The organism is Rahnella variigena, from assembly GCF_003610915.1.
Taxonomy (GTDB): Bacteria; Pseudomonadota; Gammaproteobacteria; order Enterobacterales; family Enterobacteriaceae; genus Rahnella; species Rahnella variigena.
Genome location: NZ_NSDJ01000001.1, coordinates 741,022 through 767,173, shown reverse-complemented (window position 1 = coordinate 767,173; position 26,152 = coordinate 741,022). Strand labels below are relative to the sequence as shown.

Sequence of the window (26,152 nt, the reverse complement as noted above, 5' to 3'; positions counted from 1 at the left end):
GGTTATAGGATTGCTTAATGAAATATTGATGTAATAGAAGCTTAATAGCTATTGTGGATAGTAATATTTACTGGAAAACTTTCTGCGGGATATTTTTTATATTCACGCCTGCAAACATTTCCTTTTTCTCATTTCTTCGAAAATATAACGCCAGCCCGAAAGCTGGCGTTGAGATCAGAAATTCTTATTTTTTGGTCGCTAAGAAGTTGATCACATCAGAATATTGTTTGACGTACATATCCATTGAGCTGGTATCAAGTCCGTCATTTTTAACCATATATTTGCCGTTCACAAATACGGAAGGAACGCCTTGCAGACCCAGGTCAGCAGCGGCTTTCTCTTGTTGAACAACCAGAGATTTCACAACAAAGCTGTTAAGTGCAGCATCGTAATCCTCGCCTTTCACACCCGCCTGAATAAAGACTTTACGGATATCATCAGCATTCTGAATGGATTGCTGTTTCTGCACAGCATCAAACATCAGCGGACTCACTTTGTCTTCCACACCCAGGGCAATCGCAACAGCCCAGGCTTGAGTTAATTGTTTACCCAATGGCCCCAGGAATTCGACGTGATATTTGGCATATTTAACATCTTTAGGCAGGTTCTTGCGGATGTTGTCAGAGACATGCCAGACTTGTTCAAACTGGTAGCAGTGCGGGCAATAAAATGAGAAGAACTCGAGTACCTGTGGCTCATTAGCAACGGTTTTATCTAAAGTAACGTACTGTGCGCCATCAGAAAACTGCGCGGCAGACACACTGAAGGCCATAACCATACCAACCAGTGCCAGGAATATCTTTTTCATATAAAGCCTATCTCCATTTAATTAAACTTCGAACATTAATCATGACTTAATACATTGGCATCAGCTGTAAAGGAGGTGCCTGTAATTTCTTAACTTGCTCAGTAAACGCCGCTATCTGACTACGCCAGAAATCTTCATCCTGCATCCAGGGGAAACTCTTAGGAAATGCAGGATCCTCCCAGCGACGGGCAACCCAGGCCAGATAATAAACCATACGCATAGCCCGCAGCGGTTCAATCAAAGAGAGTTCGCGCGTATCTAAATCAGCAAACTCTCCGTAAGCTTCCAGCAAGATATCTAACTGGAGCCTTTGCTCACTTTGATCCCCATGCAACAGCATCCAGAGATCCTGAATTGCCGGACCATTACGGGCATCATCCATATCGACAAACAATGGCCCGTCACGCCAGAGAATATTCCCTGGGTGGCAATCGCCATGTAAGCGTAGAGGTTGCCAGTCAGTATGCCAATAATCGCCCGTAGTGCGAATCAGCTGGTCTGTTGCGGATAAGAAGGGTTCACGCAAACTCTTGGGGATCAGCGGACATTGCGCGAGAACTTCGCGCGGCCGGACGAGATATTCATCAAGTCCGATAGTTGGCCGTGCGGTAAACAGGCTTTCACTGCCCACCTGATGAATGCGCCCAAGAAAACGTCCTACCCACTCCAGCTGATCGAGATTATCGATTTCATACTGACGACCACCCACGCTGGGAAATACGGTAAACATATATCCCTGGTAGTGGTGCAATGTGTTTTCGTTGATAGAAAGAGGGGCAACAGCAGGAATTTCTGCATCAGCCATATCAAGTGAAAACTGATGCTCTTCGTGGATTTGTTCTTCGGTCCATCGCTCAGGACGGTAAAACTTCACCACATAGCGTTTTCTGTCTTCACTAAGAAACTGGTAAACGCGGTTTTCATAACTGTTTAATGCAGTGAGGCCGGACTCAGCAATAAGACCGACACTCTCTAACGCATCAAGGATAAGATCCGGCGACAATGCCTGAAAATTAAAAGCTGAATTGTTCATAACTTCATTCGGATTGGCCGCACAGAAAAATGACAATGGGAAATAGTATCATCTATTTTTGGCGGTTCGCATGAAGTTCACATAAGTTTACATCAATCCTTAATCACGCCACGGGCACGTAAAAGTGCAGTTTTAAAGTCATCCTCATAGTCTTTCTTTAAACCCGGGATTTCAGTCGTGCTGTCAGTACCACGCATTTTCAGGTGATAAATCAATGTGTCATCACTGAGTTCGCCTAATGTCCCCTGGTATCCACATTCTGTGGCCAGCTTCTGGATGAACTCCATCAGGTTCAGATCGCAATCCTCTTTCCATGCCGGATGCAGCAGTTCGATCAGCTCGTTTACGCGATGTTCTTTCATGATAATCCTTCTCCACTTGTTTTCAGACCTTAAAAATAACAGGGTTATTTCGTCAGGGAAAGTACAAGCTCACTGTAAAAAAGTTTAACCTGCCCGGTATAAATTAAGGCGTTACAATGACGGTAATAATGAGGTTCTGAAAGGCGGATATTATGGATCGCAGTAACATCACTGGCGTTATTTTAGCAGGCGGTCGGTCGAGCAGGATGGGCGAAGAGAAAGGGCTGATTGATATTAATGGTCAGCCTTTATTTGAACATATCGCCCAAAGATTACATCCCCAAGTCGGAGAAATTCTGATCAGCTGTAATCAGAATTCTGAACGCTATGGCAGAAATAACCAGACCGTCCCGGACATCAAACAGAATTTCTCGGGGCCACTCGCCGGTATGCTTGCTGCGTTATCAGTGAGTAAAACCGAATGGATACTCTTCGTTCCCTGCGACGTGCCAGATTTTCCCATCGACCTGAGTGAAAGATTATTTGCCGGGCTATCAGGGCAGAAAGCAGCTTATGTGCGTGATCCGGAGCGTGAGCATCCAACGCTTTGCCTGTTAAACCGGAGTCTGTTACCGGCACTGACGTCGTACCTGGAAAACGGCGACAGGAAGCTCATGATTTTCCTTCATAATATCGGAGCAAACTCGGTGCTGTTCAGTGAGTCCGCTGCGTTTTTCAATCTTAATACGCCTGAAGATGTGGCGCTTTGGAAAACCCGCAATCAGGATCCCTCAAGATGATAAACAAACCAATCCCATTACTTGGGATCGTCGCTTATAGCGGTACAGGAAAAACAACGCTGCTGAAACAACTCATCCCCTGGCTTCGTCAGCGTGGTATCCGGACGGGTCTGATAAAACATACCCATCATGATATTGATGTAGATACGCCGGGGAAAGACAGTTTCGAGCTACGCAAAGCTGGCGCAGACCAGACAATGGTTGCCAGCAATAGCCGGTGGGCGCTGATGACTGAAACACCCGGGCATGACGACTTCAGTCTTGAGTATCTGGCAACGCGTTTCGACAGTAGTAATCTTGATATGATTTTGGTTGAGGGATTTAAACATGAAGATATCGATAAAATCGTGCTGCACAGGAAGGAAACGGGAAAGTCACTGGAGAGTCTGATTGATATTCACGTTGTTGCAGTCGCAACTAATGATCTGTTCGCGCCTGTTAGGCAGGTGATCAACATCCTGAATATAAATGAGGTAGATAAAGTGGGGGAATTTGTTGTTCAGTGGCTGGAAAGTCAGCAAAACTAGAGGTTCTGCCCTCTTTTATTTTCCTAAATCTCACATAGCAAAAAGCCCTGTACGTCAGTACAGGGCTTTCCACTTATTTGATGCCTGGCAGTTCCCTACTCTCGCATGGGGAGACCCCACACTACCATCGGCGCTACGGCGTTTCACTTCTGAGTTCGGCATGGGGTCAGGTGGGACCACCGCGCTACTGCCGCCAGGCAAATTCTGTTTCATCCATACCGCATCATGTCATGATTTCTCACACACTCCGCCATACGAACCAATCTCGGAACATTCAGCTGAAAATCTACTTCAAGTCTCTAAAAACACCTTTGGTGTTGTAAGGTTAAGCCTCTCGGGTCATTAGTACTGGTTAGCTCAATGCATCGCTGCACTTACACACCCAGCCTATCAACGTCTTAGTCTTAAACGTCCCTTCAGGTGGCTTAAAGCCACAGGGAAGACTCATCTCGAGGCAAGTTTCGCGCTTAGATGCTTTCAGCGCTTATCTTTTCCGCATTTAGCTACCGGGCAATGCCATTGGCATGACAACCCGAACACCAGTGATGCGTCCACTCCGGTCCTCTCGTACTAGGAGCAGCCCCTCTCAATCTTCCAACGCCCACGGCAGATAGGGACCGAACTGTCTCACGACGTTCTAAACCCAGCTCGCGTACCACTTTAAATGGCGAACAGCCATACCCTTGGGACCTACTTCAGCCCCAGGATGTGATGAGCCGACATCGAGGTGCCAAACACCGCCGTCGATATGAACTCTTGGGCGGTATCAGCCTGTTATCCCCGGAGTACCTTTTATCCGTTGAGCGATGGCCCTTCCATTCAGAACCACCGGATCACTATGACCTACTTTCGTACCTGCTCGAGCCGTCACTCTCGCAGTCAAGCTAGCTTATGCCATTGCACTAACCTCACGATGTCCGACCGTGATTAGCTAACCTTCGTGCTCCTCCGTTACTCTTTAGGAGGAGACCGCCCCAGTCAAACTACCCACCAGACACTGTCCTCACCCCGGATCACGGGGCCGAGTTAGAACATCAAACATTAAAGGGTGGTATTTCAAGGTTGGCTCCACGCAGACTGGCGTCCACGCTTCAAAGCCTCCCACCTATCCTACACATCAAGGCTCAATGTTCAGTGTCAAGCTATAGTAAAGGTTCACGGGGTCTTTCCGTCTTGCCGCGGGTACACTGCATCTTCACAGCGAGTTCAATTTCACTGAGTCTCGGGTGGAGACAGCCTGGCCATCATTACGCCATTCGTGCAGGTCGGAACTTACCCGACAAGGAATTTCGCTACCTTAGGACCGTTATAGTTACGGCCGCCGTTTACCGGGGCTTCGATCAAGAGCTTCTCCTTGCGGATAACCCCATCAATTAACCTTCCGGCACCGGGCAGGCGTCACACCGTATACGTCCACTTTCGTGTTTGCACAGTGCTGTGTTTTTATTAAACAGTTGCAGCCAGCTGGTATCTTCGACTGGCTTCAGCTCCGGGAGCAAGTCCCTTCACCTACGCGCCAGCGTGCCTTCTCCCGAAGTTACGGCACCATTTTGCCTAGTTCCTTCACCCGAGTTCTCTCAAGCGCCTGAGTATTCTCTACCTGACCACCTGTGTCGGTTTGGGGTACGATTTCGTGTTACCTGGAGCTTAGAGGCTTTTCCTGGAAGCTTGGCATCAACTACTTCACCACCGTAGTGGCTCGTTATCACGCCTCAGGGTTAATATGCGACCGGATTTACCAAATCACACCCCCTACACGCTTGAACCGGGACAACCGTCGCCCGGCTAGCCTAGCCTTCTCCGTCCCCCCTTCGCAGTAACACCAAGTGCTGGAATATTAACCAGCTTCCCATCGACTACGCTTTTCAGCCTCGCCTTAGGGGTCGACTCACCCTGCCCCGATTAACGTTGGACAGGAACCCTTGGTCTTCCGGCGTGCGGGTTTTTCACCCGCATTATCGTTACTTATGTCAGCATTCGCACTTCTGATACCTCCAGCAAACCTCACAGTTCACCTTCGACGGCTTACAGAACGCTCCCCTACCCAACAACGCATAAGCGTCGCTGCCGCAGCTTCGGTGCATGGTTTAGCCCCGTTACATCTTCCGCGCAGGCCGACTCGACCAGTGAGCTATTACGCTTTCTTTAAATGATGGCTGCTTCTAAGCCAACATCCTGGCTGTCTATGCCTTCCCACATCGTTTCCCACTTAACCATGACTTTGGGACCTTAGCTGGCGGTCTGGGTTGTTTCCCTCTTCACGACGGACGTTAGCACCCGCCGTGTGTCTCCCGTGATAACATTCTTCGGTATTCGTAGTTTGCATCGAGTTGGTAAGCCGGGATGGCCCCCTAGTCGAAACAGTGCTCTACCCCCGAAGATGAGTTCACGAGGCGCTACCTAAATAGCTTTCGGGGAGAACCAGCTATCTCCCGGTTTGATTGGCCTTTCACCCCCAGCCACAAGTCATCCGCTAATTTTTCAACATTAGTCGGTTCGGTCCTCCAGTTAGTGTTACCCAACCTTCAACCTGCCCATGGCTAGATCACCGGGTTTCGGGTCTATACCTTGCAACTTGACGCCCAGTTAAGACTCGGTTTCCCTACGGCTCCCCTATACGGTTAACCTTGCTACAAAATATAAGTCGCTGACCCATTATACAAAAGGTACGCAGTCACCCAACAAAGTAGGCTCCCACTGCTTGTACGTACACGGTTTCAGGTTCTATTTCACTCCCCTCGCCGGGGTTCTTTTCGCCTTTCCCTCACGGTACTGGTTCACTATCGGTCAGTCAGGAGTATTTAGCCTTGGAGGATGGTCCCCCCATATTCAGACAGGATGTCACGTGTCCCGCCCTACTCATCGAACTCACAACATATGCATTTTTGTGTACGGGACTATCACCCTATACTGTGCGACTTTCCAGACGCTTCCACTAACACATACGCTGATTCTGGTTCTGGGCTCTTCCCCGTTCGCTCGCCGCTACTGGGGGAATCTCGGTTGATTTCTTTTCCTCGGGGTACTTAGATGTTTCAGTTCCCCCGGTTCGCCTCATTACACTATGTATTCATGTAATGATAATGTGTCGAAACACACTGGGTTTCCCCATTCGGGTATCGTCGGTTGTAACGGTTCATATCACCTTACCGACGCTTTTCGCAGATTAGCACGCCCTTCATCGCCTCTGACTGCCTAGGCATCCACCGTGTACGCTTAGTCGCTTAACCTCACAACCCGAAGGTGTTTCCACCGTCGCGCTGCGATTATTTGAGAGACTCTGTTACAGACTAATCCACCACTCAGCACTTCTACGGAGAGTGATGTTCAGCTGTAAACTTTCAATTTTCAGCTTGTTCCAGATTGTTAAAGAGCAATATCTTAAACACGACTTGTTAAAGTCATCTTTAAGATATTCATTTGATAATGTCTTTCACACATTATCGGAGTGGCGTCCCCAAGGGGATTCGAACCCCTGTTACAGCCGTGAAAGGGCAGTGTCCTAGGCCTCTAGACGATGGGGACACGAAAATTCCGTACCAGACCACACAGTGGTTTGGCACTTTTCGCATCAGCGTAAGGTTACCCTTACTGCATCAACAGGTGCTCTTGCTCATTAATTTCATCAGACAATCTGTGTGGACACTGCACAATGCGTATCTTGAGGTAAGGAGGTGATCCAACCGCAGGTTCCCCTACGGTTACCTTGTTACGACTTCACCCCAGTCATGAATCACAAAGTGGTAAGCGCCCTCCCGAAGGTTAAGCTACCTACTTCTTTTGCAACCCACTCCCATGGTGTGACGGGCGGTGTGTACAAGGCCCGGGAACGTATTCACCGTAGCATTCTGATCTACGATTACTAGCGATTCCGACTTCATGGAGTCGAGTTGCAGACTCCAATCCGGACTACGACATACTTTATGAGGTCCGCTTGCTCTCGCGAGTTCGCTTCTCTTTGTATATGCCATTGTAGCACGTGTGTAGCCCTACTCGTAAGGGCCATGATGACTTGACGTCATCCCCACCTTCCTCCGGTTTATCACCGGCAGTCTCCTTTGAGTTCCCACCATTACGTGCTGGCAACAAAGGATAAGGGTTGCGCTCGTTGCGGGACTTAACCCAACATTTCACAACACGAGCTGACGACAGCCATGCAGCACCTGTCTCAGAGTTCCCGAAGGCACTAAGCTATCTCTAGCGAATTCTCTGGATGTCAAGAGTAGGTAAGGTTCTTCGCGTTGCATCGAATTAAACCACATGCTCCACCGCTTGTGCGGGCCCCCGTCAATTCATTTGAGTTTTAACCTTGCGGCCGTACTCCCCAGGCGGTCGACTTAACGCGTTAGCTCCGGAAGCCACGCCTCAAGGGCACAACCTCCAAGTCGACATCGTTTACAGCGTGGACTACCAGGGTATCTAATCCTGTTTGCTCCCCACGCTTTCGCACCTGAGCGTCAGTCTTTGTCCAGGGGGCCGCCTTCGCCACCGGTATTCCTCCAGATCTCTACGCATTTCACCGCTACACCTGGAATTCTACCCCCCTCTACAAGACTCTAGCTTGCCAGTTTCAAATGCAGTTCCCAAGTTAAGCTCGGGGATTTCACATCTGACTTAACAAACCGCCTGCGTGCGCTTTACGCCCAGTAATTCCGATTAACGCTTGCACCCTCCGTATTACCGCGGCTGCTGGCACGGAGTTAGCCGGTGCTTCTTCTGCGAGTAACGTCAATGTACAGTGCTATTAACACTGAACCCTTCCTCCTCGCTGAAAGTGCTTTACAACCCTAAGGCCTTCTTCACACACGCGGCATGGCTGCATCAGGCTTGCGCCCATTGTGCAATATTCCCCACTGCTGCCTCCCGTAGGAGTCTGGACCGTGTCTCAGTTCCAGTGTGGCTGGTCATCCTCTCAGACCAGCTAGGGATCGTCGCCTAGGTGAGCCATTACCTCACCTACTAGCTAATCCCATCTGGGCACATCCGATGGCGTGAGGCCCGAAGGTCCCCCACTTTGCTCTTGCGAGGTCATGCGGTATTAGCTACCGTTTCCAGTAGTTATCCCCCTCCATCAGGCAGTTTCCCAGACATTACTCACCCGTCCGCCGCTCGCCGGCAAAGTAGCAAGCTACTTCCCGCTGCCGCTCGACTTGCATGTGTTAGGCCTGCCGCCAGCGTTCAATCTGAGCCATGATCAAACTCTTCAATTAAAAGTTCGATTTGCTTAAACAAGTTAAGCGGTGCTCAGAGATTACTTCGTAATAATTCAACTAAATGAATTACTGCTTGGTCACTCTAAGACTTGACATTGCTGTCAATAAATATTTTGCCACCGAAGTGGCTGATATCGTCTTGTGAGTGCCCACACAGATTGTCTGATAAATTGTTAAAGAGCGTACGTTGCGAGACTTAACTCAGCAACGTGGGAGGCAGATAATACTCTTTCTCCCTGAAGAGTCAACCATTTTCTTTTACAAGATGCGGTGTTTTCACCGGGTTGAATCTTCCTGACTGGGCGACTTGGTTCTCGTTAGAGGAGTCGTTGTTCCCGGTCAGTGGAGGCGCATTATAGGGAGTTCTCAGAAGGCCGCAACCCCTAATTTCAAATAATTTACTGACCGTTCGCAAATTAAACAATTTCGCCCGAAACGGACAAATAGCGACCTATTTCAGCGTAAAACACACCAGTTTTAGACCAGAGGCTGGAGTAAACTCTCCTTTATAATAAGAGAAAAACATTCAGGAATACCTTACATGTTACTTAATGCCCATCAGCAAGCGGCTCAGCGCAACCTTTCTTATCTGCTGGCAGAGAAAATTGCACAACGCGTTTTGTCTGGCGAGTATCCGGAAGGTGCAATCCTTCCTGGTGAGAATGAGTTAGGGGAGATTTTTGGCGTCAGCCGGACTGCGGTACGTGAAGCAGTAAAAACACTGACCGCAAAAGGAATGCTTTTACCCCGTCCACGGATTGGTACCCGGGTAATGCCTCAATCGAGCTGGAATTTTCTCGATCAGGAATTACTGACCTGGTGGATGACACGCGAAAACTTCGATCAGGTGATGGCGCATTTTATCGTACTACGCCGGGCTCTCGAACCGCAGGCTTGTGCGCTAGCTGCACTTTCTGCAAGTGAAGAACAAAAGCATCAGCTCTCTCTATATATGTATGAAATGCGCCAGCTGCATAACAGCTTTGATCGGGAACGCTGGATAACGGTCGATACCCAGTTTCATCAGCTGATTTATGAGGCGGGGAAGAATCCCTTCCTTACGTCTTTCTCGAATTTGTTCAGTTCGGTGTATCAAAGCTATTTTCGGGCGATTACCGGCAATGAAGTGATTAAGCTGGAACATCACCAGCGGCTGACGGATGCAATTCTTGCCGGTGACGCCAATACCGCCCTTCTGGAATGCCAGAGGCTGTTACTTACCGATGTATGATCCGACGGACTCACGCACGACCAGTTCCGGCGTGAGCACTAAAACTTGCGGCTCGGAATCCGGGTCCTGCAACCGATGTAATAAAGCATCGACGGCCAGTTCGCCCAGCGAGTCTTTGGGCTGATGAATGGTGGTCAGCGGCGGCATCATATATTGCGCCAGCTGGATGTCATCGTAGCCCATCACCGCCACATCATCGGGAACACGTAATCCACGCTGATAAAGCGCCTGATAAACGCCAACTGCCATTGCGTCGTTGCCAGCGAAAACAGCATGAGGCGGTTCGGGCAGCGCCAGCAACTCCTGCATCGCGGCTAATCCGCCTTCAAATTCAAAATCACCACTCACTTCATAACCGGGCAAAATCTTCAGACCTGCTTTATCCATAGCCTGACGATATCCACTCAGCCGTTCCTGCGCGGTAGTTTTATCCAGCGGGCCGGTAATACAGGCAATACGCTGGTAACCCTGACGGATTAAAAACTCTGTCGCCATTTCCCCGCCTAGCAAGGCGTTATCCTGAATGATATCAATGGCGCCATCAAAGGGTGACCAGTCCATCATCACAATCGGTAATGACGGATAACGGCTGATCGCTTCTTTTGAAGGCCGGTGATTTTCCGTACACATGATAAGCAGCCCGTCGACCCGCTTTTGCAACAACGTTTCGAGGCTACGGTTCATACGTTCTGCATCATTATCGGTATTACACAAAATCAGACTGTATCCGCGCTCATAGCAACTACGCTCAACACCCCGCACCACTTCTGAATAAAAAGGGTTACTGCTGGCAGTCAGTAACATGCCGAGAGTACGTGTCTGGTTCAGTTTCAGGCTGCGCGCTAACGCGGAAGGTGCGTAATTGAGTTGTTCAACGGCGGCATTCACTTTGTCAGCGATAGATTCACTGACAAAACGATTCTTGTTGATCACATGGGAGACTGTCGAGGTTGAAACGCCCGCGAGGCGGGCGACATCTTTCATGGTGGCCAATCAGGCCTCCTGTTGTGCAAGAAAATCGTCGATTTCTTTACGCCACGGCACGGAAGGTTGCGCACCAGGACGCGTCACTGCAATCGCCGCTGCCGCGTGTGCGAATCGTACCGCACTGTCCATTGGTTTGCCTTCCAGCAATGCTGTCACCAGCGCGCCGTTAAACGTATCGCCGGCCGCAATGGTATCGACGGCTTTTACACGGAATCCGGCCACTAACTTACCTTCACCGTTCTCGCTCAGCCAGACGCCTTTACTGCCTAACGTAATGATGACAGTCGCGATGCCTTTGTCGTGCAGCGCTTTCGCGGCCCGTGCGGCATCTTCAATATTATCGACTTTAATTCCTGTCAGCTTTTCAGCTTCGGTTTCGTTCGGGGTGATCATATCCACCCGCGCCAGCAATTCATCGGGCAATTCACAGGCCGGAGCCGGATTGAGGATCACCTGCGTTCCGTTGTCTTTGGCAATCTTCGCCGCCGCAATCACCGTCTCGAGCGGCGATTCCAGCTGCATTAATAATGCTGATGCGCCAATGACCTGCTGTTTATAGCGATCAAGGTATTCGGGCGTCACAGCTTTATTCGCCCCCGCATCGATACCGATAACATTCTCACCTTCCGCATTCACGAAAATCAGCGCTACGCCGGTGGTTGTGTCTTTGATGGCTTCGATGGGTTGCGTATCAATATGATCACTGGCCAGCTGTTTACGAACGCGCTCGCCAATATCGTCATCTCCCACACAGGCAATAAAAGAAATATCAGCGCCACTGCGACCAGCTGCAACAGCCTGATTCGCCCCTTTACCGCCAAAGGCTACGGTGTATTGCTTACCGATAACCGTTTCGCCCGGTTGCGGGAAGTGGTTGATATTCAAAATGTGGTCAGCGTTGATACTGCCGAGTACCACCAGTTTGCCTGTCTTCATGTGGAGATCCCTGAGTTAAATAGCGCCTCCCCGAAGGAGGCGCAGTGACAGCATAAATAAAGAGGGTATTACGGCTGAGCAACCAGTTTCAAATCAACAGGGATAACAGCCGGAACTTTCTCGCCTTTCAGCACTTTATCTGCAGTCTGAACACCGATCACACCGATTTGCTCAGGACGCTGTGCCACAGTCGCGCCCATTTTACCGCTGTTAACCGCTTTAATACCGTCTTCGGTGCCGTCAAAACCTACGACCAGTACATCCGTTTTACCGGCAGTCTGCAGGGCACGCAATGCACCCAGCGCCATTTCATCGTTCTGAGCAAACACGGCCTGCACATCCTGATGCGCGGTCAGCAGGTTCTGCATCACGTTCAGACCTTTGGTGCGGTCGAAGTCAGCAGGCTGGCTGGCGAGTATCTGGAAATGATGTTTTTCAGCCGCCTGAGCGAAACCTTTACCGCGTTCACGGGCAACAGACGTACCGGCGATACCTTCCAGTTCGATAACTTTGGCATTTTCGCCCAGTTTCTTAGCGATGTAATCACCGGCCATTTTGCCGCCGAAGGCGTTATCAGAAGCCACGTGGCTGGCGACAACGCCTTTAGTTGCCTGACGGTCAAGGGTGATCACCGGGATTTTCGCCTGGTTTGCCATCGCAACGGCGTTACCTACCGCATCAGAATCCGTCGGGTTGATCAGCATCAGTTTGGTGCCGCGAACGGTCAGATCCTGCACGTTCGCCAGTTCTTTCGCCGGGTTGTTCTGAGAATCAAGTACCACCAGGTTGTAACCCAGTTTGTCCGCTTCTTTTTGCGCGCCGTCTTTCATGGAAACGAAGAACGGGTTGTTCAGAGTAGAAACGACCAGCGCAATGGTGTCTTTCGCCAGAACGTTAGCACTGAAAGAAGCGGTGATCGCTGCGGCGGAAACCCAGACAGCCAGTTTTTTCATATTCATGGTCATAAGTCCTGTAGGAGAGGTTATTTGTTGCTTTTGTTATCCACCAGTACCGCCAGCAGGATGACAACTGCTTTTACGATCATCTGGTAGTAGGAAGAAACACCTAATAAGTTCAAACCGTTATTCAGGAAGCCAAGGATCAGTGCCCCGATCAGCGTTCCGACAATGCGTCCTTTACCCCCGGACAGGCTGGTTCCCCCTAATACCACTGCGGCAATCGCATCCAGCTCGTAACCTGTACCGGCGTTAGGCTGCGCAGAAGACAGGCGCGCCACTTCGATGATACTGGCCAGAGCCGCCAACAAACCACACAGGGAGTAGACGATAATTTTAACTTTATCGACGCTGATACCTGACAGACGCGTCGCGGATTCGTTACCGCCCAGCGCGTAGATATAACGTCCTAAGCGGGTGTGATGGAGCATGTACCAGGCCGCAATAAACACCACCGCCATCAGCCAGACCGGCGTCGGGATGCCCAGCGGGCGGCCGATACCAAACCAGCCGAAGACATCGGCAACATCATTAAAACCCGTGCTGATCGGGCTGCCGTTGGTGTACACCATCGTGATACCGCGCAGCAGCAACATCATGACCAGCGTGGCGATAAACGCCTGCACTTTGCCTTTGGCGACAATCACCCCGGTCACCGCACCGACGGCGGCACCCAGCGCCAAAGCTCCCGCCACCGCGACTAATGCATTCACTTCCAGCCCAACAATCGAGGCTGCCACCGCGCCGGTCAGCGCCAGCAAAGAACCGACGGATAAATCGATACCTGAGGTGAGGATCACCAGCGTCATGCCGACCGCCATAATGGCGTTGACCGACGTCTGCTGAAGAATGTTAAACAGGTTATTGAGCGTGAAGAAATTCGGGCTCATGGAAGAAACCACGGCAATCAACACCAGCAGCGCAATCAGAGACTTTTGCTCCAACAACCACTCTTTACTGATCCAGCGCTTCTTGGCTGGCAATGTCTGAGAACTCATATCTGATTACTCCTGCGTCACGCCGTATTGCTTGCCGACAGCGGCTGCCATCAACACTTCTTGCGTAGCCTGTTCTATCGGGAATTCACCGCTTAAATGACCTTCATGCATCACCAAAACACGGTCACTCATGCCGATCACTTCCGGCATTTCTGAGGAAACCAGGATGATGCTCAGCCCTTCGCGCTTGAACTGGTTTATAAGCTGGTAAATCTCTTTTTTGGCACCGACGTCAACGCCACGCGTCGGTTCGTCGAGGATCAGGACTTTTGGCCGCGTCATCAATCCGCGGGCAATCGCCACTTTTTGCTGATTACCACCGGAAAGCAGGCCGATTGTCTGCATCATCGACGGCGTTTTAATATTGAAGAGACGGATAAAGTCGCCAACGGCCTGCTGTTCTTCCGCGTGCCTGAGACGTCCGCCACCATGGCTGAAATAGCGCAGCGCAGTCAGTGACATATTTTCTTTCACTGACATACCAAGCACCAGGCCATCGCGCTTACGATCTTCTGAGATGTAAACGATGCCGTTTGCCAGTCCGTCCTGCGGTGAATGCGTTACCACTTCGCGTCCATCAAGCGACACATAGCCACTTTTACGCGGCAATGCACCGTAGAGAATTTTCATCAGTTCAGTACGGCCTGCGCCCATCAAACCGGAAATCCCCAGAATTTCGCCGCTGTGCAGATCAAAGCTGACGTTATCCACGCCCGGACCGCTGACATCACGCACCTGCAGACGCAACGCACCGCGCTGATGATTAATACGCGGGTATTGTTCTTCGAGACGGCGGCCAACCATCATTTCAATCAGCGTGTCTTCTTCCAGCGAACTGACCGGACGCTCAGCGATAAACTGCCCGTCACGGAATACCGTCACGTCATCGCAGATTTCAAAGATTTCTTTCATGCGGTGGGAGATATACACCACGCCACAGCCTGCGGCTTTCAGCTCGCGGATCACGCTAAATAAAGAGGCGGTTTCGGTATCGGTCAGGGCGTCCGTGGGTTCATCCATGATGATGACTTTCGACTCAAAGCTCAGCACCTTGGCAATTTCGACCATCTGCTGATCGCCAATTGATAATTCGCCAACCAGACGATCGCTTTTGTAGCGCAGGTTCAGGCGCGCCAGCAGTTTATCGGCTTCGGCATACATCTTTTTCCAGTTAATGCGGCCAAAACCGTTCACAAACTCACGGCCCAGAAAGATATTTTCAGCGATGGTCAGCTGAGGGATCAGATTCAGTTCCTGATGGATGATGCCAATTCCAGCTTCCTGAGAAGCTTTCGGGCCATTGAACGCCGCTTCCTTGCCCAGAAAATGTACTGAGCCGGCATCTTTCTGGTAGATGCCGGTCAGCACTTTCATCATGGTGGACTTGCCCGCGCCGTTTTCTCCCACCAGCGCCATCACACGTCCCGGATAGACGCTGAGCGCCGCGCCGGAAAGTGCTTTAACGCCGGGAAAGGCTTTATCAATGCCTGTCAGTTGCAGCAAAGGTTGCATAAAGGCCTCAGAAGGTTACGCCGGCACACAGAATAACGTTCGCGTAAGGCGAACATTCCCCGCTGCGGATCACAGCCCGACTTTTTTCGCTTTGCGCTTTGAATGCCTCATGACTGACGTAATCCAAAGCAATGGTGTTTCCCTGGTGTTGTTCGAGTTGTGTCAATTGGGCGAGCAACGCTTCATGGAGTTGAGGATTTTTAGTGAAGATTTCCTCGGCGAGGATAGCCCGCTCAACCTGCATCTCATGTGTCACTACCTCTAAGACTTGTAAAAAGGTGGGAACTCCCTGGGTCAGAGCCAGATCGATGCGTTGGCAAGCTGCTGGCACCGGAAGTCCGGCATCGCCAATAACCAGCTGATCGGTGTGACCTAACCGGGCAATAACATGTGAGATTTCGGCATTTAACAGCGGTGACTTCTTCATTGTGAACTCCTACAGCGAAACGTTTCGCTCACGGATGAGTTTATTAACTTCACCACGCATGGCAACGGACAAGTGATGGAATTGTGATCAGCGTCGAAACGTTTCGCTGAATGATTCAGAAACAGCAGGGAAATTTGAGTTAGTCGTTTCAGAAAGGAGAAAGCGAAAATAAAACAGGGCACCCGAAGGTGCCCTGTGACGGCAGAAATTAGCGTTAAATTTCTACCTGCGTACCGAGTTCGATCACCCTGTTAGGCGGAATTTCAAACTGATCCGGTGCGCGTAAGGCGTTACGGCTGAGCGCCATAAAGAGCTTGCCACGGAAGTAGAGATACCACGGGCGTTTGGTCAGGATCAGCGATTCGTGCGACATAAAGAATGAGGTTTCCATCATCCGGCATGGCAGCCCTTCCAGACCACAGCGGTGGAAAACCTCTTCCACATTCGGCGTCTCTTTAAATCCGTAACTCGCGACCACACGCCAGAACGTCGGCGAAAGCTGTTCGATGGTGACGCGCCGGACGTTATGCACATAAGGCGCATCTTCGGTGCGTAACGTCAGCAGTACCACGCGTTCATGCAACACTTTGTTGTGCTTGAGGTTATGCAGCAAGGCAAACGGAATGACGTTGATGGCGCGGGACATATACACCGCGGTTCCCGGAACGCGAACCGGCGGGGATTTCTCCAGAGACGCAATCATCGCTTCAAGAGAGTTGCCGTGCTCGTTCATGCGGCGCATAAGGCGGAAACGCTCGCTTTTCCAGGTAGTCATAACGATAAACATGCACAAACCCAGCGTCAGCGGCAACCAGCCGCCGGAGAACAATTTCGTGGCATTCGCCGCGAACAGCGGGATATCCATAAACAGCAGACCGATCAGCAAAAGCCCCACCAGGAACGGTTTCCAGTGCCAGTTTTTAAGCGCCACCGTACAGGAAAGAATACTGGTCAGCACCATCGTACCGGTCACAGCAATACCGTATGCCGCCGCCAGGTTGCTCGAATGCTCGAAGCTGGCAATAACGATAACCACCGCAAAATACAGCAGCCAGTTAATGGCCGGGATATAAATCTGACCCGCTTCCATTTCTGAGGTGTGAATAATGCGCATTGGCGGCAGATAACCCAGACGCACCGCCTGACGGGTCAGGGAAAACACTCCGGAGATAACAGCCTGAGACGCGATAATAGTCGCCAGCGTCGCCAGCACCAGTAACGGAATTAAAGCCCAGTCAGGTGCCAGCAGGAAGAACGGGTTTTTAATCGACTCCGGATCTTTGAGCAGCAATGCGCCCTGACCGAAGTAGTTCAGCACCAGAGAAGGCAGCACGACGGTGAACCAGGCCAGACGGATCGGGAATTTCCCGAAGTGCCCCATATCCGCATACAGCGCTTCCACGCCGGTAATCGACAGAACGACCGCACCGAGCGCCAGGAAGGAAAACGACTTATGCTCGATAAAGAAGTTAACCGCCCACATCGGGTTCATGGCGCGAAGTACTTCAGGGTTCTGCATGATGCTGTTGACGCCGAGAACAGCCAGCGTCAGGAACCACAACAACATCACCGGCGCAAACAGTTTGCCCACGATGCCAGTGCCGTGTTTCTGAATAATGAAAAGCAGCGTCAGGACAGTAATAGAAAGAGGGACAATATAGGGATCAAGTGAAGGTGCTGCGATTTCCAGACCTTCCATCGCGGAAAGAACAGAAATAGCCGGAGTGATCACCACTTCACCATAGAAGAAGCTTCCCCCAATCAGGCCGAGAATGACCAGTACGGCGGTGGTGCGTGCCGAAGTGTTTCTGCCCGCCAGAGACATCAGCGTCAGAATACCGCCCTCGCCTGCGTTGTCCGCCCGCATCACATACGTGAGGTACTTGAGCGAAACAATGAGGATTAACATCCAGAAAATCAGAGAAAGAAAACCAAAAACGACGCTGGGTTCAACGTTGAAACCATAATGACCGGAAAAACACTCTCTTAAGGTATAGAGAGGACTGGTACCAATGTCGCCATAGACCACACCAATGGCGGCCAGGGTTACTGCTGGGAGTGACCGTTTATGTTCAGTGCTCATATTTCGTTTCTTTTCTTTTTTGCTCGAACATCTGTAAGCGATGCGTGCGCTCAGTCTTATGATGCCCACTAAAAGGCGCACAGTATGCACGAATAAATCTGATTGCCTACCCTTAAATGTGCAGCTAAACCAGGGTTCAGATGAACGGGTTCACAATTTTGATAATAGAAAATTTTTAGTAATCAACAAGCTATAACGATAAAAATAATCGTAGCTTCTCATAAGAACCCAGTACACTATTCAACAACTAAATGGAAACCGGAAGAGACAGTATGGCGCAATCTCCCCTTCTGGCAGAACGGATCGCCCGTCTTGCTAACGCACTAGAACATGGCCTGTACGAGCGGCAGGATGCCATACGACTTTGCCTGCTGGCCGCACTGTGCGGTGAAAGCGTTTTCCTGCTCGGCCCGCCGGGTATTGCAAAAAGTCTGATTGCCCGCCGTCTGAAATTTGCCTTCCGTCACGCCCGCGCGTTTGAATATCTTATGACGCGCTTTTCCACGCCGGAAGAAGTCTTTGGTCCGCTGTCGATTCAGGCCCTGAAAGATGAAGGCCGTTATCTGCGTCTGACTGAAGGTTATCTGCCAGAAGCTGAAATTGTCTTCCTTGATGAAATCTGGAAAGCAGGCCCTGCCATCCTTAATACGCTACTGACGGCCATCAACGAACGTCGTTTCCGTAATGGCGAGCGCGAAGCCCCTATTCCGATGCGCCTGCTGGTCAGTGCGTCTAACGAATTACCTGAAGCCGACGGCGGTCTGGAAGCGCTGTATGACCGTATGCTGATCCGTCTGTGGCTGGATAAAGTGCAGGATAAGCAAAATTTCCGCTCGCTGCTCACCAGCCGCAATAATGAAAGCACCAATCCGGTGGCAGAGTCCCTGAGTATCAGCGATGAAGAATACCAACAATGGCAGCCGGAAATCGACAAAGTTACGCTTTCAGACAGCTGCTTTGAACTGATTTTCCAGTTGCGCCAGCGTCTTGATGCCCTGGATACCGCGCCTTATGTCTCCGACCGTCGCTGGAAAAAAGCCCTGCGTCTGTTGCAGGCCTGCGCCTTCTTCAGCGGCCGGAATGCGATCACGCCAGTCGATCTGATCCTGCTCAAAGACTGTTTATGGCACGACCTGAACACCTATAACCTGCTGCAAACGCAGATCGAACAGCTGATCACCGAACAGGCTTTTCAGCAGCAAACATTGCTGATGAAAATCCAGCAGCTTAATCAGCAATGGATGCAACATCAGCAGCAACAAAGCTCACAGCAGTCCATCAAGCTGAGCAAAAAAGCCGGAATATTCAGCCGCAAGCCGCAATACTCCCTGCCTGACACGATGACCACCACCAGCCTGACATTATTACTGCAAACGCCTTTGCATCTGCATGACATTAAAGTCACGCATTTGCTGTTTGAACGTATCGTTCTGGAGGATTGGCTCAATAAAGGGGGCGTACTGAAAGCCAAAATCAATGGCATTGGCTTTGCTCAGACCGTTGATCTGGAAATCGACGATAAACAGCAATTGCTGGTGCTGGATGTGAGTCGTCAGAGCACACCGCTGACCCTGCCAGGACATGAGCATATTGCCGTTCCCGATGAGATGAAAAATACGCTCAGCGATCTCACCGCAAAACTGGCTCAGCAAAGGCATGAATTCGGCCAGCAGCAAAACTGCCTGTTTGTGCCGGCAGAATGGATGGCAAAAATAGAGGCCAGCCTGTTGCAGGTATCTGAACAGCTGCGTCATCAGCAACAGACGTTCAGCGGACACTGATCATGTTCAGTCTGGAGTCTTTGGATCTTCTGCTGGCCATCAGCGAGGCTGAACTGATTGAGGAATCGATCATCGGCCTGCTGGCGGCACCGGCAATGGCGGTTTTCTTCAAGAAATTCCCACGTCTCAAACGGGCGCTGACCAAAGATCTTCCCGAATGGAAAATGCGACTTCGCCAGAGGATCCACGAAACCCCTGTTCCGGAAGATCTGGCGAAAGAATTCTATCTTTATCAGCATTGCCAGCAGACTGATGCCGTTACTTTTCAGTCGGAACTGCCTGCGCTTCTTGAAGAGCTTGAACGGCTAACCTCCCCTTTCACCACAGAAGCCCGAACGTTGCAGCAGAATCATGAAGCCTCCCGCACCGCCAAAACTGGCAACAGCTTTCAGACCCTGTTCCTCCAGCGCTGGCGCCTGAATCTGACCTTCCAGACGGTGACCGTTCATCAGCAGTTACTGGAACAGGAACAGGAGCAGCTGCAGGAAGAATTGCTGCAACGCCTGGAGCTCAGCAGCGAGCTCTCTCCTTTATTAGCAGAGAACGATACGGCGGCCGGTCGTTTATGGGATATGAGTAAAGGAAAGCGCATGCGTGGCGATATCCAGTCGCTGGCGCGTTTCGGGGCATTTCTGCAGCAGCAACCTGAACTGATGCATCTGGCCGAACAGCTGGGGCGCAGTCAGACCGTCAAAACCAGCCCGCATGAAGATGCCAAAATGGAAACGCACCGGCTGATGGTGCGTGAACCCGCGACGGTACCGGAAGAAGTCAACGGTATCCATCAGAGCGACGATATTTTGCGCCTGATGCCGACGGAGCTGGTAACGCTGGGGCTTCCCGAACTGGAGTACGAATTTTACCGCCGCCTGCTGGAAAAGCGGCTGATGACTTATCGGCTGCAAGGTGATGTCTGGCGTGAGAAAGTGGTTAAACGCCCGGTGGTTTATCAGCAACAGGAACCACAACCGCGCGGGCCTTTTGTGGTGTGCGTCGATACCTCGGGTTCTATGGGCGGTTTTAACGAACAGTGCGCCAAAGCATTCTGTCTGGCACTACTGAAAATTGCACTGGCGGATAACCGCCGCTGTTACATCATGTTGTTCGCCAGTGAAGTGATCCATTATGAACTGACGTCCAATGGCGGTCTGGATCAGGCGCTGCGCTTTCTGGGACAGCATTTTCGCGGCGGTACCGATCTGGCAGCCTGTCTGAATGCCACGCTGGATAAACTGGCGTCACCACAATGGCATGATGCCGATGCCGTGGTCATTTCCGATTTTATCGCCCAGCGCCTGCCTGATGAGGTGCAAAGAAAAGTCAGGACGCTGCAAAAAGAAAAGCAGCATCGCTTTCATGCTCTGGCGATGTCACATTATGGCAAGCCCGGAATCCTGCGGATCTTCGATCACATCTGGCGCTTTGATACGGGCGTTAAAAGCCGCGTACAACGTCGCTGGCAGCGAAATTAAGCCTACAGAGAAAGATAACCATGACTGAAATCTATCAGCTCGATGAGCTGGATCGCGGGATCCTGAATGCATTGATGGAGAACGCCCGTACCCCTTATGCGGAACTGGCAAAAGTGTTCACGGTCAGCCCGGGAACTATCCACGTCCGCGTAGAGAAAATGAAGCAGGCAGGCATCATTACCGGCGCGCATATTACCGTTAATCCCAAGCAACTGGGTTATGACGTGTGCTGCTTTATTGGCATCATTTTAAAAAGCGCCAAGGATTATCCGTCAGCGCTGAAAAAGCTCGAGAGTATAGAAGAAGTGGTCGAAGCCTATTACACCACCGGGCATTACAGCATTTTCATTAAGATCATGTGCCGCTCGATTGATTCCCTCCAGCATGTACTTATCAACAAGATCCAGACAATTGACGAGATCCAGTCAACCGAGACGCTGATCTCCCTGCAGAACCCCATCACACGTACCATCCAGCCCTGAGCACTGATTTCTATACCCCTATTATCCACAGGTAGATCCCAGCTCATTCACAGCGTACAATAGCCTCCTTTTCCCGGGTGAGAGCACCATGTCTGACATTACCCTGATCAGTGGCAGTACGCTTGGCAGTGCCGAATATGTAGCAGAACACGTGGCTGAGAAACTGGAAGAAGCCGGTTTTTCCACTCAGATGTTCCATGGCCCCGAGCTCTATGAAGTTCCGCAGGAAGGGATCTGGCTGGTTGTGTGCTCGACACACGGCGCGGGCGAGTTACCTGATAACCTGCAACCTTTTTTGGAGCAGCTGGAAGATCAGCAACCCGATCTGTCTAAAGTACGCTTTGGCGCATTAGGCCTGGGCAGCAGTGAATATGACACCTTCTGTGGCGCGATCGGTACGTTGGATCAAAAACTGACGTCATTAGGGGCAAAACGGATCGGTGATCGTCTAGAGATCGACGTGACTCAACACGAAATTCCTGAGGATCCGGCCGAGGTTTGGGTGATCAACTGGATTAATTTGATCAAATAAGTGTAAATTTCAGGCGATCAGATGTGGATAACTATGCTTAAAAGCAGGGTAAAACCCGTAGTTATCCCTCTAACAACTCCTGTACGCTTTTCATGCTGTGCATAACTCTCACTTCTGATCCCAGCTTATACTGTCCAGGATCACCGGTCATTCACAGCATTCGATCCTTCTTAGCATACTGATCTTCATAAACAAAAATGACTTATGCACAGAGGATCGCGATCTTAATAGAAGTATTAATAAGAGATCTTTAAATAAAAAAGATCTTCTTTTAATTAGTGAAGATCCCCGGGGACTTGTGGAAGCTCAAAACTTGAGTAGAATCCCTCCTCCCAACGCCATACAAAGAAAGTTCGCTTGAACGCCGAGGTGCAGTCGCATGTTTTATCCGGATCAATTTGACGTCATCATCATAGGTGGTGGTCATGCAGGTACCGAAGCCGCCATGGCTTCTGCACGCATGGGACGTCAGACCTTATTATTAACCCACAATATCGACACGCTGGGACAGATGTCGTGTAACCCTGCAATTGGCGGGATCGGGAAAGGACATCTGGTAAAAGAAGTGGACGCACTGGGCGGACTGATGGCCACGGCTATCGATCATGCGGGCATTCAGTTTAGGATACTAAACGCCAGCAAAGGCCCTGCTGTCAGGGCGACACGTGCTCAGGCTGACCGAGTTCTGTATCGCCATGCAGTACGCACCGCACTGGAAAACCAGCCAAACCTGATGATCTTCCAGCAACCGGTTGAAGACCTGATCGTCGAAAACGATCGTGTCGTGGGTGCTGTGACCAAAATGGGGCTGAAATTCCGCGCCAAATCGGTTGTTCTGACGGTGGGAACCTTTCTGGATGGGAAGATCCACATCGGTCTGGAGAACTACAGCGGTGGTCGTGCCGGAGATCCTCCTGCGATCTCCTTGTCCCAGCGCCTGCGTGAATTACCTTTACGCGTTAACCGTCTTAAAACCGGTACACCTCCGCGTATCGATGCCCGCACCATTGATTTCAGCGTGCTGGCACAACAACACGGTGATAATCCGGCACCGGTATTCTCATTTATGGGCAACGTGTCGCAGCATCCGCGCCAGATCCCGTGTTACATGACCTATACCAACGAAAAAACCCATGATGTGATCCGCAATAACCTGGATCGCAGCCCGATGTATGCCGGGATCATCGAAGGGATCGGCCCGCGTTACTGTCCGTCGATCGAAGATAAAGTCATGCGTTTTGCCGATCGCAATTCTCATCAGATCTTCCTTGAACCGGAAGGCCTGACCAGCAATGAAGTTTATCCAAACGGTATTTCCACCAGCCTGCCATTCGATGTGCAGATGCAGATCGTCCGGTCTATGCAGGGGATGGAAAATGCCGTCATCGTTCGTCCGGGTTATGCGATTGAATACGATTTCTTCGATCCGCGTGATTTGAAACCGACGCTGGAAAGCAAATTTATCGCCGGTCTGTTCTTTGCCGGACAGATCAACGGCACCACTGGTTATGAAGAAGCCGCTGCGCAGGGCTTGCTGGCTGGCATGAACGCTGCCCGTTGTGCCACTGAGCAGGAAGGCTGGGCACCGCGTCGCGACCAGGCTTATCTCGGTGTGCTGGTTGATGACCTGTGTACGCTGGGCACCAAAGAACCGTACCGCATGTTTACCTCACGTGCTGAGTACCGCCTGATGCTGCGCGAAGATAATGCCGATTTACGTCTGACTGAAAAAGGCCGTGAGTTAGGTCTGGTTGATGATGCTCGCTGGGCGCGCTTCAACGAAAAACTGGAAATGATCGAACAGGAACGTCAGCGCCTGCGTGGCATCTGGGTGAACCCGCATCATGCACAGGTTGAAGAAATTAACGCGCATCTTTCTGCTCCGCTTTCTAAAGAAGCCAGTGCGGAAGAGTTACTGCGTCGTCCTGAAATGACCTATGAGCTGATCACAAGTCTTTCCCCGTTCGCACCTTCCGTTCCGGATGTACAGGCGGCAGAACAGGTAGAAATTCAGATCAAATATGAAGGCTATATTGCCCGTCAGCAGGAAGAGATCGAAAAACAGCAGCGCAATGAAAACACCGTGCTGCCGGTTGATCTTGATTACCGGCAGGTGAATGGTCTTTCCAATGAAGTGATCGCCAAGCTTAATGATCACAAGCCGACCTCCATTGGTCAGGCATCGCGGATCTCGGGTATTACGCCTGCAGCTATCTCGATCTTGCTGATCTGGCTTAAAAAACAAGGCTTACTGCGCCGTAGCGCATAAATCACATCTCAATGACCGCCCTTTGTAGCCAAAGCGGCGGTCAGTTCTTACTTTTCCCATCTTTCTGAGTGTTTTATCATTTCTCTACCGGGCTGTTCCCGGAATATCGACTCTTTCTGAGGATTCACTGTGCAAAAGAAACTGGACTCGCTGCTTGCTGCGGCAGGAATAGCGTTACCCGATCAGCAAAAACAGCAACTGATTGGCTATGTTGAACTGCTGCATAAGTGGAACAAGGCCTATAACCTGACGTCTGTTCGTGACCCGATGCAAATGCTGGTGCGTCATATCATGGACAGCATCGTGGTGAATGAACACCTGCAAGGCAGTCGTTTCATTGATGTCGGCACCGGTCCTGGTTTGCCAGGCGTTCCTCTGGCCATTGTTCGCCCTGATTCACACTTCACGCTGCTGGACAGCCTGGGTAAACGTGTACGCTTCCTGCGTCAGGTTCAGCATGAGCTCGGGCTGAAAAATATCGAACCGGTACAAAGCCGTGTGGAAGAGTTTGAGCCAGAGCCGCCGTTTGATGGGGTAATTAGCCGTGCTTTTGCATCTCTTCAGGATATGCTTTCCTGGTGCCATCATCTGCCGCAAAAAGGGCAGGGGCGGTTTTACGCCTTAAAAGGAGTCAGCCCTGATGATGAACTGGCCGCATTACCGGAAGGTATCACTTTGGAATCTGTCATAAAACTGCAGGTACCAGAACTTGACGGGGAACGACATCTCGTCATTCTTCTCTCAAACTAAAGTTGCGTTTTATCAAATAATATTTAAAAAATGGCTGTGTTTACACAGTTAAAATGAGCAGGCTAATTATATAGCGGTGGCAAAGTCTCTATCACCGCTTTTTTACACACTGATAGCATTTAAGAGATGTTTTTATTTTAATCCGGACTGTAATAGTCACTTGTGAAATTGAACGTCCGTCACCCTGCGGATATTCAACTTGTAATGAAAATGTTGTTATTTGTTGGGTTGTTGTGTCAATAAATCGTGGTTATTTTTAAATAAGTTTGTTTAACGAGCAGTGTTTTATTAACAAATTGATTTATAAAGGTTTTAAAAGGCCTGATTAGCTAAAGACATTCAAACAGTGCAGGGTATATAAAGTGTCCTGCGTTAATTATGTGATCCAGTGCACGCTTCTTTGTCGGGTGATGAAATAACCGTATCAAACCAAAAAGGGCAAATTCAGCTATAGTTTGGTTGTCAAAATAGTCGTGAAGGGGAAAATTTAAATAATTGTTCACCTTTTCGCTACTTATCCATTGAATTCGTCCCTGTGCCCCGTATAATTTGCTCGGTTTTTGCTGCTTGACTCAAAACAGTAAAGGCAGTGATATACGGCATTCAGTCTACCTCCAGCTAGGTACTTGATACGGAGAGAACAAACGTCATGTCTGTATCCGGTATTTTACACAGTACAAATAGTGTGAAGGTTGCCAGAAAGCTGTTGATACTGCAGTTATTGACCTTTGTTCTGCTCAGTGCAGTATTTGGTCTTAAAAGCCTGGAATGGACCACATCGGCTCTTATGGGTGGTTTGGCCGCCTGGGTGCCAAATGTACTGTTCATGCTGTTTGCATGGCGCCACCAGGCGCAAACAACGGTCTCTGGACGGGTTGCCTGGTCCTTTGCTATCGGAGAAGCGCTGAAGGTGCTGGTTACGGTGATCTTAATGGTTATCGCACTTGGCCTGTTTAAGGCGGCATTTGCTCCGTTGGGGTTGGCCTATTTATCGGTGTTGATGACCCAGATTTTGGCACCGGCCGTCATTAACAGTTACCGTACTTAACTACT

Annotated in this window: 20 protein-coding genes, 1 tRNA gene and 3 rRNA genes; 10 read left to right on the top strand and 14 right to left on the bottom strand. The window is 50.4% G+C overall.

The features are described from left to right. Window positions 1–184 precede the first annotated feature (184 nt). From dsbA to CKQ54_RS03545, 3 genes are all read right to left on the bottom strand, one after another. Window positions 185–808, bottom strand: coding sequence for a thiol:disulfide interchange protein DsbA (gene dsbA / locus CKQ54_RS03555; protein WP_112289283.1), 624 nt, complete (start codon window positions 806–808; stop codon window positions 185–187). Between the two features lie 46 nt (window positions 809–854). Continuing rightward, window positions 855–1,841 (bottom strand): serine/threonine protein kinase, encoded by a 987-nt coding sequence (locus CKQ54_RS03550; RefSeq protein WP_120163676.1) that lies wholly within the window; start codon window positions 1,839–1,841, stop codon window positions 855–857. A 92-nt stretch (window positions 1,842–1,933) separates the two neighbouring features. Further along, the gene (locus CKQ54_RS03545) at window positions 1,934–2,203 is read right to left on the bottom strand and encodes a YihD family protein (RefSeq protein ID WP_112289281.1); all 270 of its coding nucleotides are present in this window, start codon (window positions 2,201–2,203) and stop codon (window positions 1,934–1,936) included. Window positions 2,204–2,355: 152 nt separating this feature from the next. Here CKQ54_RS03545 and mobA point away from each other — a divergent pair, with 152 nt between their 5' ends. Beyond that, window positions 2,356–2,943 carry a molybdenum cofactor guanylyltransferase MobA gene (gene mobA, locus CKQ54_RS03540; protein ID WP_120163675.1) on the top strand — a complete coding sequence of 196 codons (588 nt, stop codon included), beginning with the start codon at window positions 2,356–2,358 and terminating at the stop codon, window positions 2,941–2,943. Then, on the top strand, window positions 2,940–3,470 hold the full coding sequence (gene mobB / locus CKQ54_RS03535; protein ID WP_120163674.1) for a molybdopterin-guanine dinucleotide biosynthesis protein MobB: 531 nt from the start codon (window positions 2,940–2,942) through the stop codon (window positions 3,468–3,470). The genes mobA and mobB overlap by 4 nt, the downstream gene beginning before the upstream one ends. An 82-nt stretch (window positions 3,471–3,552) precedes the next feature. On the opposite strand, the gene rrf is transcribed toward mobB, so the two are convergent. The 4 genes from rrf to CKQ54_RS03515 form a co-directional block, all read right to left on the bottom strand. Then, window positions 3,553–3,668 (bottom strand): 5S ribosomal RNA (rrf, locus tag CKQ54_RS03530). 123 nt (window positions 3,669–3,791) lie between these two features. After that, window positions 3,792–6,700 (bottom strand): 23S ribosomal RNA (locus tag CKQ54_RS03525). 219 nt (window positions 6,701–6,919) lie between these two features. Beyond that, a tRNA-Glu gene (locus CKQ54_RS03520) sits at window positions 6,920–6,995 on the bottom strand. Window positions 6,996–7,137: 142 nt separating this feature from the next. Next, window positions 7,138–8,680 (bottom strand): 16S ribosomal RNA (locus CKQ54_RS03515). Together the 16S, 23S and 5S rRNA genes with 1 tRNA gene alongside form the textbook arrangement of a ribosomal RNA operon. A 544-nt stretch (window positions 8,681–9,224) precedes the next feature. Here CKQ54_RS03515 and CKQ54_RS03510 point away from each other — a divergent pair. After that, entirely contained in the window at window positions 9,225–9,914 is a 690-nt protein-coding gene (locus CKQ54_RS03510; protein ID WP_120163939.1) for a FadR/GntR family transcriptional regulator, read from the top strand. Here CKQ54_RS03510 and rbsR read toward each other — a convergent pair. From rbsR to kup, 7 genes are all read right to left on the bottom strand, one after another. Beyond that, entirely contained in the window at window positions 9,897–10,907 is a 1,011-nt protein-coding gene (gene rbsR / locus CKQ54_RS03505) for a ribose operon transcriptional repressor RbsR (protein WP_120163940.1), read from the bottom strand. The two genes, CKQ54_RS03510 and rbsR, sit on opposite strands and share 18 nt — an antisense overlap. Beyond that, window positions 10,908–11,837, bottom strand: a complete 930-nt coding sequence (gene rbsK, locus CKQ54_RS03500) for a ribokinase (RefSeq protein WP_120163941.1) — start codon at window positions 11,835–11,837, stop codon at window positions 10,908–10,910. A gap of 68 nt (window positions 11,838–11,905) precedes the next feature. Continuing rightward, the gene (gene rbsB / locus CKQ54_RS03495; RefSeq protein WP_112290844.1) at window positions 11,906–12,796 is read right to left on the bottom strand and encodes a ribose ABC transporter substrate-binding protein RbsB; all 891 of its coding nucleotides are present in this window, start codon (window positions 12,794–12,796) and stop codon (window positions 11,906–11,908) included. A 23-nt stretch (window positions 12,797–12,819) separates the two neighbouring features. Further along, the gene (gene rbsC / locus CKQ54_RS03490; protein ID WP_112290846.1) at window positions 12,820–13,791 is read right to left on the bottom strand and encodes a ribose ABC transporter permease; all 972 of its coding nucleotides are present in this window, start codon (window positions 13,789–13,791) and stop codon (window positions 12,820–12,822) included. Window positions 13,792–13,797: 6 nt separating this feature from the next. Continuing rightward, window positions 13,798–15,303, bottom strand: a complete 1,506-nt coding sequence (gene rbsA / locus CKQ54_RS03485) for a ribose ABC transporter ATP-binding protein RbsA (RefSeq protein WP_120163942.1) — start codon at window positions 15,301–15,303, stop codon at window positions 13,798–13,800. A 7-nt stretch (window positions 15,304–15,310) separates the two neighbouring features. Further along, the gene (rbsD, locus tag CKQ54_RS03480; protein ID WP_120163943.1) at window positions 15,311–15,730 is read right to left on the bottom strand and encodes a D-ribose pyranase; all 420 of its coding nucleotides are present in this window, start codon (window positions 15,728–15,730) and stop codon (window positions 15,311–15,313) included. Window positions 15,731–15,944: 214 nt separating this feature from the next. Further along, a complete protein-coding gene (gene kup / locus CKQ54_RS03475) occupies window positions 15,945–17,813 on the bottom strand; it encodes a low affinity potassium transporter Kup (protein ID WP_095924060.1) in 1,869 nt (622 codons plus the stop codon). Between the two features lie 272 nt (window positions 17,814–18,085). Between kup and ravA the strand changes: the two genes are divergently transcribed. The 7 genes from ravA (at window position 18,086) to atpI (ending at window position 26,147) form a co-directional block, all read left to right on the top strand. Next, complete coding sequence (ravA, locus tag CKQ54_RS03470) at window positions 18,086–19,594, top strand: ATPase RavA (RefSeq protein WP_120163944.1); 1,509 nt, start codon at window positions 18,086–18,088, stop codon at window positions 19,592–19,594. 2 nt (window positions 19,595–19,596) lie between these two features. Further along, entirely contained in the window at window positions 19,597–21,066 is a 1,470-nt protein-coding gene (viaA, locus tag CKQ54_RS03465) for an ATPase RavA stimulator ViaA (RefSeq protein ID WP_120163945.1), read from the top strand. 20 nt (window positions 21,067–21,086) lie between these two features. Further along, window positions 21,087–21,548, top strand: coding sequence for a transcriptional regulator AsnC (gene asnC / locus CKQ54_RS03460; protein WP_095924057.1), 462 nt, complete (start codon window positions 21,087–21,089; stop codon window positions 21,546–21,548). A gap of 88 nt (window positions 21,549–21,636) precedes the next feature. Continuing rightward, entirely contained in the window at window positions 21,637–22,080 is a 444-nt protein-coding gene (gene mioC, locus CKQ54_RS03455; RefSeq protein ID WP_112290852.1) for an FMN-binding protein MioC, read from the top strand. 379 nt (window positions 22,081–22,459) lie between these two features. After that, window positions 22,460–24,349, top strand: coding sequence for a tRNA uridine-5-carboxymethylaminomethyl(34) synthesis enzyme MnmG (gene mnmG, locus CKQ54_RS03445; RefSeq protein WP_120163946.1), 1,890 nt, complete (start codon window positions 22,460–22,462; stop codon window positions 24,347–24,349). 129 nt (window positions 24,350–24,478) lie between these two features. Next, window positions 24,479–25,099: a 16S rRNA (guanine(527)-N(7))-methyltransferase RsmG gene (gene rsmG, locus CKQ54_RS03440; RefSeq protein ID WP_120163947.1), complete on the top strand. Its 621-nt coding sequence runs from the start codon at window positions 24,479–24,481 to the stop codon at window positions 25,097–25,099. Between the two features lie 649 nt (window positions 25,100–25,748). Next, window positions 25,749–26,147, top strand: coding sequence for a F0F1 ATP synthase subunit I (gene atpI, locus CKQ54_RS03435; RefSeq protein ID WP_112290857.1), 399 nt, complete (start codon window positions 25,749–25,751; stop codon window positions 26,145–26,147). The last annotated feature ends 5 nt before the right edge of the window (window positions 26,148–26,152 follow it).